This window comes from Marinagarivorans sp., assembly GCF_982758155.1.
In genome coordinates, this window is sequence record NZ_CEXWTU010000145.1 from 1 (window position 1) to 12358 (window position 12358).

At 46.3% G+C, this 12358-nt stretch carries 9 protein-coding genes; 7 read left to right on the forward strand and 2 right to left on the reverse strand.

Going from position 1 to position 12358, the window contains the following annotated elements; translation table 11 throughout:
• Positions 1 to 158: 158 nt before the first annotated feature.
• On the reverse strand, positions 159 to 455 hold the full coding sequence (locus tag AC3A8L_RS14415; protein WP_487962969.1) for a type II toxin-antitoxin system RelE/ParE family toxin: 297 nt from the start codon (positions 453 to 455) through the stop codon (positions 159 to 161).
• The gene (locus AC3A8L_RS14420; protein ID WP_487962970.1) at positions 436 to 684 is read right to left on the reverse strand and encodes a CopG family ribbon-helix-helix protein; all 249 of its coding nucleotides are present in this window, start codon (positions 682 to 684) and stop codon (positions 436 to 438) included. The genes AC3A8L_RS14415 and AC3A8L_RS14420 overlap by 20 nt, the downstream gene beginning before the upstream one ends.
• An 887-nt stretch (positions 685 to 1571) precedes the next feature.
• Between AC3A8L_RS14420 and AC3A8L_RS14425 the strand changes: the two genes are divergently transcribed.
• The 7 genes from AC3A8L_RS14425 to AC3A8L_RS14455 all read left to right on the forward strand — a co-directional run.
• A complete protein-coding gene (locus AC3A8L_RS14425) occupies positions 1572 to 3830 on the forward strand; it encodes a hypothetical protein (protein ID WP_487962971.1) in 2259 nt (752 codons plus the stop codon).
• 982 nt (positions 3831 to 4812) lie between these two features.
• Complete coding sequence (locus tag AC3A8L_RS14430; protein ID WP_487962972.1) at positions 4813 to 6006, forward strand: malectin domain-containing carbohydrate-binding protein; 1194 nt, start codon at positions 4813 to 4815, stop codon at positions 6004 to 6006.
• Positions 6007 to 6125: 119 nt separating this feature from the next.
• Positions 6126 to 6500, forward strand: a complete 375-nt coding sequence (locus AC3A8L_RS14435) for a DUF423 domain-containing protein (RefSeq protein ID WP_487962973.1) — start codon at positions 6126 to 6128, stop codon at positions 6498 to 6500.
• A 95-nt stretch (positions 6501 to 6595) separates the two neighbouring features.
• Positions 6596 to 9739, forward strand: a complete 3144-nt coding sequence (locus tag AC3A8L_RS14440) for an MFS transporter (protein ID WP_487962974.1) — start codon at positions 6596 to 6598, stop codon at positions 9737 to 9739.
• Positions 9736 to 10125: a hypothetical protein gene (locus AC3A8L_RS14445; RefSeq protein ID WP_487962975.1), complete on the forward strand. Its 390-nt coding sequence runs from the start codon at positions 9736 to 9738 to the stop codon at positions 10123 to 10125. The genes AC3A8L_RS14440 and AC3A8L_RS14445 overlap by 4 nt, the downstream gene beginning before the upstream one ends.
• Positions 10126 to 10195: 70 nt before the next feature.
• Complete coding sequence (locus AC3A8L_RS14450) at positions 10196 to 11185, forward strand: 2-hydroxyacid dehydrogenase (protein WP_487962976.1); 990 nt, start codon at positions 10196 to 10198, stop codon at positions 11183 to 11185.
• 251 nt (positions 11186 to 11436) lie between these two features.
• A partial coding sequence (locus AC3A8L_RS14455) for a hypothetical protein (RefSeq protein WP_487962977.1) occupies positions 11437 to 12358 on the forward strand: 922 nt, incomplete at its 3' end.

Sequence of the window (12358 nt, forward strand, 5' to 3'; positions counted from 1 at the left end):
GAGCGGCTGGCCGTTTTTCTCGAGGAATACGTATTGTAGGTCAGGTTCGATGGCGAATATGGAGTGTCTGTCCTGTTGGCTCGTTGCAACATTATAGTAAGTACTTACGGAGTGGCGAGCGGCGGAAGAAGTCCAATACCTCTTATAGGCAAGCGCTTTTAATTGGCTGTCGGCCACTGCTGAGCGTCATGGAGAACACGTAAGACTTCAATGCAGCTTGTACTGATATTCTCTCGATAGATCACGATAAACGGTACGCCATCAATCACCAGCTCTCGTGTATTTTTCAATCTACCTTGGCGACCAGCTCTGGGGTGATCCGGCAAGATTAGGTGAGTGCTATCGATGATGTTCATCACTACATCGATAGCAACGATGGGGCTATTATCTTGGGCTATATGGGCTTCGATTTTATCTAAATCGATATCAGCAAGGTCAGTCCATTTGAGCTGCACGCTTGGTCTCCCATTTAGCTTTAACGTCTGCATGGTCGATCAATCGCCCTTCATCAGCGGCTTTCACACCTTTTTTCACTTCTCGAATAAACCACTCTTCGCGGGCTACATATTGCTTGATAGCCTCTGCCATCAACCATGCGCGTGGCCTATCCATAGCTTCGGCCATCTGACCGACACGGGTTAATGTTTCGTCATCCAATCTCACTGAAGTAGCTTTTAACGGCATAGCGATTCTCCGAGGTTCTTTTAGAACCTCAACTGTAGCTGATCTATCGCCCATTGTCTTCCTCCGATTATTCATTCAGTGTCGATAGCAGCGCCTCTTTCGTGGCTTCCTGTTCGGTTTCGGCTTGCTGCTGTCGATGCATCGTCGGGTGGGTTGTGTCATGGGTTTGCTTTAGCTTCACGATGCTCACATGGGGGTATATCTCGTGGTGTTGATGCACGCATGGCTTGGCATCTGTTGGATAAAGCGGATGTCGGCACCGTTTTTGATGTATTTAGTCACCGAGCGACTAAGGCGGTCGGGTGTGAGCGGCTGGCCGTTTTTCTCTAGGAATGCGTTTTGTCGGTCAGGCTCGATGACGAATATAGGGGGTCTGTCCCGCTATCTACGTATATAACAGGCAATAAAAAAAGCCGCTACAGTTAAGCTTTAGCGGCTTTTGGGGGCGAGGTTCATCCTAGGGAACACTAACCTATTGATTTGATAGCTTAATGTTATGGGTGTCCCCGATTAGTTCTTTTTAAGTAGTGAGGTGATTTTAACACCTCTTAATGGGTGACCAGATTTAGTATGCCACTACATTCTAGAGAACACTAACCTATTGATTTGATAGATTATTGTGGACACATCGATTGGTCTGGTTGAAATTTAAGCAAGATGTAGAGTGTGTATCCCTGCAGTTACCGAAAATCAAAGTGTAATAAGCCGTACTGGTAAACCGAAAATTGTTATAGCTGTAAGATATACCGCACAATAAATAACGCGTTATTCATTCGCGTTGTGCCCACCGCTTCTCACAAATTTTTTTAAGCACTCCGTTATTATATCCGTGCACATTTTCAGTGTTATTTAACAAGGTTTAATCACTAGAACAACAAGGAATAATCATGTTACACAAGCTCTCCATTTGTTTACTGGCCAGCGCCGCATTAACAGGCATTAGTGTTAACACGTATGCTGACATTCACGACCCACAAAACACTTATTTAAATAGAGATTTACCCAGCGATAACGATGCGGCCACGGTATTAAATAATTATTTAGACGCCGTAGTTACACGCCCTTATAGCATTAGCAATCCCGCCAATTTAACCTTTGATAGCTGGCAAACACGCAATGGTTTTAACAGCCAAGCCAAACTCAATGCCGAGTATTACAACAGCGCGGACTTAGGTCTTGGCCGCGATATGAACTGCGTAGCGCAGCCTCATTTAGAGGTCCAGCGTGGAGCGGGCGCTATGGCCTGTTATGTTTCTAATCACGGTAAAATTGGCGGTGGTGCGCAGGCCGCTTTTGAAGGTTTAAACACCAATAACAATGAAGGCAACTCGCCCTTTGCCACCCCCTTTGCAACAGTCGCCATGGAATACTGGCCCAACCCATCGAATGGCGCTGATAAAAATAATAAAGTGCGCTTCTTTGTTTTTGCAGATGTGAATCCTAATAATGCGGGTTTTGAATTAGTAACCGGTCAGAATATTGTATTAGATAATGGTTTAGGCCATGCTCAGCCCGGTTTATGCTTGTCTTGTCATGGTGGTAAAATCACACAAAATGGTGCCAATATTGTCGATACGCACTTTTTGCCGTTTGATACCTACTCATTTGAATTCGAAACTCCAGAAAAGCGCCAACAAGCCACACCCATTTTCGACAAAATGAACAAGCTCGTTTATAAAGCCGAAAAAAATGCCTACCCTAGCTCGGCGGAAGCGTTTAATCAGCAAATTTGGAAGTATTTAGAGGGCTCATATCCTGGCGGCATCAATAGCAGCACATCAACCTTGGTGGACAGCTACACACCACCAGAATTTATTAATGATCAAGAACTGTACCACGCGATCGCAAAACCTTACTGTCGTGGCTGTCACCTTGCATCACCAACATTTGGTACGACAACATTAACACCGGCGTTGATGAGCTATGCATGCGAAAACAACGGTATGCCACACGCTGAAGTTAACGATGCCAATTTTTTACGCCACATGGAATTCATTGCCCCCATGATGGATACCCTCGCCAATACCGATGCCTGCTACGCAAAGCCCACATTAATTGATTTTCAAACCGACTTAATTGCCAACCCCGCCTTTCGAGTAGAAGGTTTTGAGCAAAAATTAACAGGCGATATTATTAAACACGCTAATGCAGGCCCCAGCGACACTCCCGAAAATGCACCCGAGCGCTTTGCAGCACCACAATTAAATGACGAGCAAAATACCCAAAGGCGAGTATTGGTTGAAGACCCTACATCTATAGGCAAGGCAATTAACATTACCAAATTACGTGGCCAACGCGCCATTACGCAAGTGGACCTCATTGGCAGACAGGTAACCAATACTCAACCTCCCAAGGCACCCAATTTTTCTGTAATAGGTAAAGATGACAATGGTTTTGGCATTGCCAATCGTCCTGCTACCATTAATAACAACATTGACAATTTGGTGCCCAACTTTTTCACCTCAAGTATATCGGTAGCTTCAAATAGTGTTGAAAACATCGACATTAGGAATGTGGGATGCGCCAGCGCTTTAAGCCCCAACAGGTTTTGTGTGATGGAAATTGACGACATATTAATTTATGCCAACAAACCTAGCCAAGAATCCTTGATGTTTGATTTTGAAGACTATCCTTTAAACCCCTACCTTGATCTTGACGGCGGCTTTAACACGGTTATTATTACCGAAGGCTGTGCCGATAGAGTTGCCGTTGATATACGATTTGGCAGGGAACACGCTTTTAATGTAAACAACCAACTCAAAGTACATGGCGACAGCGGCCGTTATTCATTACAAACCCCAAGTGCGGCTTGCCAAGGTGATTTAATCAGCTTTACATTAGATAATATTTGGGGCAACAAACTCAGTGCTAATACCTTAGTCGAGGTGAGTTTTGATTTTTCCTATCACCTAGATGCGATACACCCGCTCATTGATGGTAATGTACAAAGAAGCTTAAAAACTTTAGCGCTACAAAATAACTCGTATATAGAAAACAACACCATTGCCAGCGGCCATGTGAAGTTTGTACATAAAGTAGGACAAGATAACCGCTTAAATGCCAAATACCTTAAACAAGTGGGCTTAGAGGGGCAACCTATCAAAGGTTTAGCCATTGATAACATAGTTGCGACGCCTATCAATTAAGTCCTAACTTACTGTGTTTTTATACAGTTAAAAAATGCAGTCCTTAAGTTAACTGCTTAAGGACTTTATTGTTAGTTAACGGGGTACATACTAAAAATTATGGAGGCTTAAAATGAGTGCCTGTCCTAGCTAAATTCCGGCTTCGGTATCTCTGTGATCCTGAAAGGCATAAAGCACTGTATCTTCAGGTAATTGATCCACCAATTGGTGTGCAGCTTCTTTTACGTTAATTGATTGCATAGATTATCAGCATATCAACATTTCTCGGATTTTTTTCGGCTAGTGCCTCAAGTAGGGCCTCCTCTGTTGCAATAGTCGGGGACATCCATAACAAAGATCTATTCAATCGATAGATTGGTGTTCTCTAGGATGACCCCGCCCCAAAAAGCCGCTAAAGCTTCACAGCCTTAGCGGCTTTTTTATGGCCCTAAATTTCCCCGTCATCTACTTAGTTTGGCCTGCTTCATAGCGCTTAACTTGCGTGATGTGCATGCCACTTCTGGCAGCCATCTGTTGTCTTCTTTTTAAGCTACCAACACAATGCTCCAGGCAGAGCTATTCGCTTGACCACACCTCAGGTATCGGGCGCTTTTTAAAGGGCGCTTGCGTGATATTGATTGAGGCCAAATTCGTGCAGCGACCGAAAGTCTGTGCGCAATCAAACCACAAGAAATCAATCACACTACCCCCATTGATTATGGCGCCGGTGTTACCATTGCTATTTAGTCATTAATCATTAAGCCCAAACGCATTATCGCCTCGGCTGCGATCACCGAGCGACGTTGCTGGCGGTTTATTCGGGACGAGGAAACAATATTTCATCCACTAATGCTTGATCTCGACCTCCTTATCTTCGTTGCTCAAAGCGTTACATGCCCCGGCATGCGCCCCTTTAAGCGCCTCGATAAGAAAGCCGATCTCTTCGCCTAATTGGATAAACTATTATTGCCTCGTCCCTTATTCCACTTCGAGAGAATCTCACATGCTGTCAATTGTTTATCGTTTGACGACTTTAAAGCACGCTTTTGCCTTGAGTTGTGCCGTTATGCTCGGCGCTTGCGCCCAAACGCCTATTGGCAATAAAGGCACTGACAATACTCTGCTCTACGCCATTAATGCAGGTGGTAAACATTTTATCGCCCAAGATGGTACGGCTTACGCGGCGGATCATTATGTTAAAGGTGGCAGCTTTGGCGCGAGTACGGACGCCATTCAAGGCACCCAAGATCAAACACTTTTTCAGTCGGAACGTTGGGGGCGTTTTAGTTATGGGTTCCCGGTAAAATCTGGTGACTACGATATTAAATTACACATGGCGGAAACTTGGTTTGGCCCAGCGCAAACCGGTCTACGCGAATTTGATGTGGTCATTGAGGGGCAAAAACAGTTGGCCAAGGTGAACCCTTTAAAAGCAGTGGGGCATGACCGCGCTTACTCGGTGACAGTTAACAATATCCTCGTTGATGACGGTGAATTATCTATCGATTTTTTGCCGCTCGTCGATAGCGCGAGCGTGCGCGGCATTGAGATTTACGGTGCAGCCGGTAATCGGCTAGAGGGTGCAAGTATTCCCCAGCAACTTAAACCAGCAGCGCCACTCACAGCACTTTGTCCCCAAAGCGGAATACAAGCGCAAACTGATTTCGTTCTTTTTGATGGTGGCCAGCCCCTCGGCGATGTTGTAGCCAATACCTTGGAATTACGTAATTCTTGGTACCTTGATGAAGCTTGGGCAACAGCGAGTGGCGCTGTGGTCGAGTATCAGCCACTCGGCAATAGTTCGGTCTTGGCTTATCACAGCGCGAAAGGCTTTAGTGGTTTTAAACTTACGCCGCCTGCGGCACATGGTAAGCGTCAAACCTTCACGCTAACAGGCGTTGATATATACGTTGAATCTGAGCGCCCAGGCCCCGAGTTCGGAATCCGGGTTATTAAACCTGGCGAGCCTGAAAATAACGGGCACGCACCAACAGCGACTTGGTTGCGTGACAGCCAGGGCAAGCAGGAGCTAGCATTAACCGCGGGCTGCTCTTTGTTGTCGCTGTCACTTCCAGAAAGCTGGTCTGTGCATGATGTTGCAAACCGCTTTATTCTTGAAGTGCGCGAGGGCTGGGATAAGAGCCATCACATGAAGATCCACCGCATTGTTATTAAAGGATTCAGCCCCGTTCAATAGAGTTTAGGGGCGAGGCTTAAATTGAGTGTACGCAAGTTGTAGGTAGGGCGAGATCAGCTATCGACTGTTTTTCGCTGTATTATCCATGGCTTGATCGCATCCACTTAAATGAGAAAGCCATGGTTAAACTCTTTTTACTCTTTGCTGCAATTAACGGCGCGCTTGCGGTTACCCTGGGTGCCTTTGGCGCCCATGCCTTAAAGCAAAGCCTTAGTGCAACAGCGCTGCAAACTTGGCACACGGCAGTGCAGTATCACTTTGTGCATGTGTTGGCATTGTTGGCGGTAGCCATGTTGTTAAAAATGCTGGGCGTGAATGCGGTTGGCAAGGTGGCGGGTATTGCTTTTATCGCGGGTATTATTTTATTCAGCGGTAGTTTGTATTGGCTGGCATTGGGCGGGCCCCGCTGGCTTGGCCCCATTACACCACTGGGTGGCTTGGCGTTTATTATCGGCTGGTTGGCGCTAGCGGTGTGCATTTGGCGTACAGCCTAATACACTCATTGGGGCTAGCGCTTTACGGCGCTAGACCCACCTCCTCGTTTGCGCGATGATGGCGTTTCCTTCGGACTGTAAACGCGTTCATTACTATGCCTTCTACTTCGCAGCAATCACTTCGTCACTTTACGGGTGCTATCCCCTTCTTTATCGCCGCCTTCCTTAATGCTTTTGTGGATTTAGGCCACAAAATTGTTATCCAGAATACGGTGTACAAACTATACGACGGTGCCGAGCAGGTTATCTTAACGGCTATTGTGAATGGCTTGATTTTGCTGCCTTTCCTGTTGTTACTCAGCCCGGCGGGTTTCCTTTCAGATAAGTTTTACAAAAGCCGTGTGATGCAAATGAGCGCTTGGGCCGCGGTGGTCTTAACGTTGTGTATTACGGCCTGCTATTACTTGGGCATGTTTGAGCTCGCCTTTGCGATGACGTTTTTACTGGCGGCGCAGTCGGCGATTTATTCGCCAGCCAAGTATGGTTACATCAAAGAATTGTTCGGCAAGGCGCGTTTGAGTGAAGCCAACGGCGCCATATCAGCACTCTCGATTGTTGCGATTTTAGCCGGTAGTTTTGCCTATACCATTGTCTTTGAGTTGCTTTACCCTGAAAACCCCGCTAACGAGTCTGAAATTCTTCGCGCTATTGCACCGGTAGGTTGGTTGTTGGTGATTAACAGCGTGATTGAACTCATCATGATGTACCGCTTGCCCGCGGTGGGTGTCACTAACCCGCAGGCGAATTTCGATAAAAAAGCATTCTTTTCTGGCCGTTTATTTTGGCAAGATTTAAAACCCTTAGGCCATAGCCGCGCTATTGGTTTGAGTGTGATTGGCTTGGCGATGTTTTGGTCAATCGGGCAGGTATTACTCGCGGTGTTTCCTTCATTTTTAAAAGCTACGACGGGCGAGCTGGATACCTTAGTTGTACAAGCCGTATTGGCATGTACGGGCATAGGTATTGCGATAGGCTCGATGACGGCCGGCAAGGTTTCGCGCAATTATATTGAGCTTGGTCTATTGCCCGTAGGTGCACTCGGGATTTTGAGCGGCCTGATTGTCCTAACTCATTTGAGCAGTATGTGGGCTTTTGCGGGGTGCTTTTTGTGGATAGGCATTAGCGGCGGTCTTTTTATTGTGCCGCTTAATGCGCTGATTCAGTTTAATGCCAAAGGCGATGCGCTGGGCCGCACATTGGCGGCTAATAACTGGGTGCAAAACTTGGCGATGTTAAGCTTTTTAGGCTTAACAGTAGTGTTTGCTTTGATGGGGTTTAGTAGTAAAACACTGCTGCAGCTTATGGTGTTAGTGGCGCTTATCGGCAGTATTTATACTCTTAAACAATTGCCGCAAGCTTTTGTGCGCTTTGCTTTGGCGAGTGTTATCTCTCGCCGTTACAAGGTGCATGTTCAGGGTTTAGAGCATATGCCTTCGGCGGGTGGTGTTTTGCTGTTGGGTAACCATATCAGTTGGATTGATTGGGCTATTTTACAGTTGGCCAGCCCGCGGCCTGTACGTTTTGTAATGCTAAAAAGTATTTATCAGCGTTGGTACCTTAAGCGCTTTTTGGATTTAATGGGCTGTATTCCGATTGCACAAGGTGGCAGTGCTCAAAGTTCGATTGAAAAGGTGGCAGAGTATTTAAACCAAGGTGAGGTGGTGTGTTTATTCCCAGAAGGCACGATTAGTCGTACAGGGCATTTGGCCGAGTTTCGCAAAGGCTTCGAGCGCGCAGCGGCGTTGTGCGACGATGCGGTTGTGATTGTTCCCTTCTACCTGCGGGGTTTATGGGGCAGCCAGTTTTCCCGTGCGAGTGAGCATTTTAAACAGTCGCAAAAGCGGGGGTTAAATCGCAATTTAATTTGCGCTTTTGGCGAATCTTTACCTAAGGTAACTACGGCGGATGTGCTAAAACGCCGTGTGTACGACTTGTCGTTAGTAACGTGGCAAACTTTTATTGATCAAAAACCAACGCTTGGCGCTAGCTGGATTAATCGTGCAAAGCAGGTGGCCGATCAACCGTTATTAATTCATCCTGAAGGTGGGCACCTAACCGGGCATCAAGCGTTGAGCTTGTCATTAATTTGGGCGCGCCGTCTACGTTTACATAAAACGCAGACCATTGGCGTAATGATGGCGCCCACGGTAGATGCGGCTATTTTACACATGGCCGCGTTTATAGCTGGTAAACGTATTGCTAACCTGGATGGCACATTGCAGCCAGCAGTATTGGCCGAACAGTTAGAAAAAATAGACTCTAATACGGTTTATATCGCGAAAGACTTAATGACGGGTTTGAGTAATAGCGTCACTGTTGTTGATATGGACAAGCTTCAAATTACGCGATTCGAACGATGGCTAACGGCTTTTTACAGCCGCTGGACGCCGGCTTGGAAAATTCGCTGGTTATCGTTAAATAAAGCCGCTGCGCAAGATGCTGCCGTAGTGGTGTTTACCCAAGAGCATGCTGTAAATTTAAGCCATAAAAACATTCAGGCGAATGTTGCGCAGCTAGCCGATGTATTAAATGCTCAGCCGGATGATGTGGTGTTAGCCAATATGCCATTGCATCAGGCTTACGGTTTAACGGTGAATTTATTAATGCCGTTATTGCAGGGTATTGCATGCGTGCCACAACCTTTGGCTAACCCCGTGGCTGATGCTCGGGCGATTAGCCAAAATGATGTGACGTTATTGTTTGTGAGTGCGCCGGTATTACAGCAATTAACCGACCATGATAAAGCCCATACACTCATGCTAAAAAGTGTGCGTTGTGTGGTCTGTAGCCATTTAGGTTTAACTGACGATGCGGTTCAAAATTTCCAGTTGAAATTTCATCAACCGGTATTAGTCGGCTTTGGTATTACAGAAGCCTCCCCAGTGGTGAGTTGTAATATTCCTGACGCTATGGATACACATAATTGGAAGGTTCAAATTGGGACCAAACCCCAGACGCTAGGGATGCCATTACCGGGCACCAGCTTAAAAATTGTAGATGCCGATAGACTTGAGGTGGCCACCCACATGCGGGGCAGAGTCTGGGTGGCAGGGCCGCAAATTATGTTGGGCTATATTGGCGAAGAATCCCCTTGTTATGACGTTGATAATATTACCTGGTTAGATACGGGTTTAACGGGCAGCCTAGATGACGATGGTTTTTTACGGTTGGACGATACTTGCGAAAATATTGCCGATGAACCGAGCGATAATGAAGAGATAGAGGGCGGTGAAAAATGAACGCAACAGAGTTACCATTATTTTGTACACAGCCAGCCGCGACTTTGGCCGTGTTGGCAACGGATAAGGCCACCTATATTGCTTATGAACGCGAACGTGATTTTATGTCTGCGCCCAAAGCCTTTGTGATTGTTGAAATACCCCCTAGCATTTTGATTACGGTGAATGCTTGCCATGCTAACGAAGCGCAGTGGTTGGTTTTAGAGCAAGAGCCGCACGGGGTTTATCAATATCAATATGACGATGCAAGATTCTATATTTTTTATGGGGCGGAGCAACTGGTGGACGTAAAAGCGGAAGACGTCTTGCTTTACCGCGAGATGTACCATTGTGCGAATCCGCATGCCGCAATTTGTAAATATTTGAACCAAGAGGCTGAAGTTTAATTCTTAGTGATGCTTTTCTGGTGTTAAATTTTAGCGGTTATATAAGTGTCTATTCTTGTGCGAGGATATTATGAAAATTGCATTTTATAGTAGCAAACCTTACGACCACATTTTTTTTGACGCTTTAAATTCTGGCCATACGCTACTTTATATTGAGGCGGCGTTAGCCCCAGCAACCGCCGTATTAGCAGAAGATTGTGATGCGGTGTGTTGTTTTGTGAATGACTCGCTGGATGCGGAGGTCTTACAGCGTTTATATGCATACGACATTTCATTGGTCCTCATGCGTTGTGCCGGTTTTAATAATGTTGATGTTGAAGCGGCTACAGCCTTGGATATTTGCATCGCCCGCGTGCCAGAATATTCGCCCTATGCGGTGGCCGAGCATACGGTGGGTTTAATCATGACGCTCAATCGACATATTCACCGAGCCCATAATCGCATTCGCGAAAATGATTATTCGTTGCACGGTTTAATGGGGTTCGACTTACACGGTAAAACGGTGGGGGTGATCGGTGCGGGTAAAATAGGCTTGGCCTTTATTCGTATTATGCGGGGCTTTGGTTGTAGGGTCATAGTGTTCGACCCGTTAAAAACCCCTATCGAAGGCGCCGAGCATGTAGCGTTAGAAGAACTTTGGGCGCAAAGCCAAGTGGTATCATTACATTGCCCGTTAACCCCCAAAACACATCATATTGTCAATGCCGATTCGCTCGCTAAAATGCCTAAAGGTGTCATGCTGATCAATACTAGCCGTGGCGGTTTAATAGACACGCAGGCGGTGATTGATAGCTTAAAGAAAGGCCATCTCGGTTATTTAGGTATTGATGTTTACGAGGAGGAGGCCGGATTGTTTTTTGAGGATTTATCGGACGTTATTATTCAGGATGATATTTTTGCCCGTTTAACGACGTTCCCCAATGTGATGATTACCGGCCACCAAGCCTTTTTTACACGCGAAGCACTGCAGAAAATAGCGGCAGTGACCTTTGAAAATATTGAAGCGTTTGAATGTGGTGATTATTCTCGCATCCAAACCGTCAATAATTTGAAAAAGTAAAATACTGATAAATTATTTTTATGGTATTGATGTTTTTTTGACAGGTATTTGTCTGTTGATTTGTGGGGTTGATGTTTTTAAAGGGTCTAAAATTTAATGTGAATTTTTATATACCCTAATTCGCACCATTCACCGATTTCTATTCAAAAATATTGCTTCTTAGTTGGCAACTCTGAACTAGCCTACATAGGTAGGTGTAAGTTTATTTATGCGCCAGTCTGTTGAGACTGGACTGAATCAGGGTTGCTAAAATGGCTGACGAAAACGATCCCAAAAGTAAAAAACAACAACAGCAGGATGCGCTGGACCAGTTTATTGCTGATGAGGATCAGAAGGCTAATCTTGATGCTGAAGAGCGCGAGGCCGACGATGTTGATGCCAGCGACGAGAGCGCAATAACAGCGGGCAACCTGACATATAGTGATCGTATTGATCGAAAAGCTGAGAGCAACGATAGGCAAGGCGGTACAGAAAACGATACCTTAGATGACATTGAATACGTTCAGGATAAACCATCGGTATCTGTTGAAGAATCTGAAGCTGGTCAGCACACGGCGGCAACTACCAGTGCGCGCGATTCAAGCGAAAGTTACCAGGCAAGTGACGTAAGGCAGGGTGATGCTCCCCGTGAAGAGGCTGATGTTCAGCCTGGGCAGAATCCTAATTATCGCCGAGCGTCATTACCGGACAATGGCAGTGCTGCGCCTGAGGGGGGGCAGGTTCAAGGGAGTCAAAATTCAGTTAGTGGTGGTGAAGAGGCTGGTGGGCAGGAGGATACTAGCGGATTAGAGGGCGACGATAATACCGAGCAAAACACGGAGGAGGGGGCAGAAAGCGAGATCACATCAGAAGATGCCTCGAATAATGAGCCTGGTGATGGAGCCGATCCTGTGGATCCTGTGGATCCTGTGGATCCCGTCGATCCGGTTGATCCGGTTGATCCCGTCGATCCAACAGATCCAACAGATCCAACAGGTCCAACAGGTCCGGTAGATCCGGTCGATCCCGTCGATCCCGTCGATCCAACAGATCCTACCGATCCTACCGATCCTACCGATCCTACCGATCCCACAGATCCAGTGGACCCGGTAGATCCAGTAGATCCGGTCGATCCAACAGATCCAACAGATCCAACAGATCCAACAGATCCAACAGATCCAACAGATCCAACAG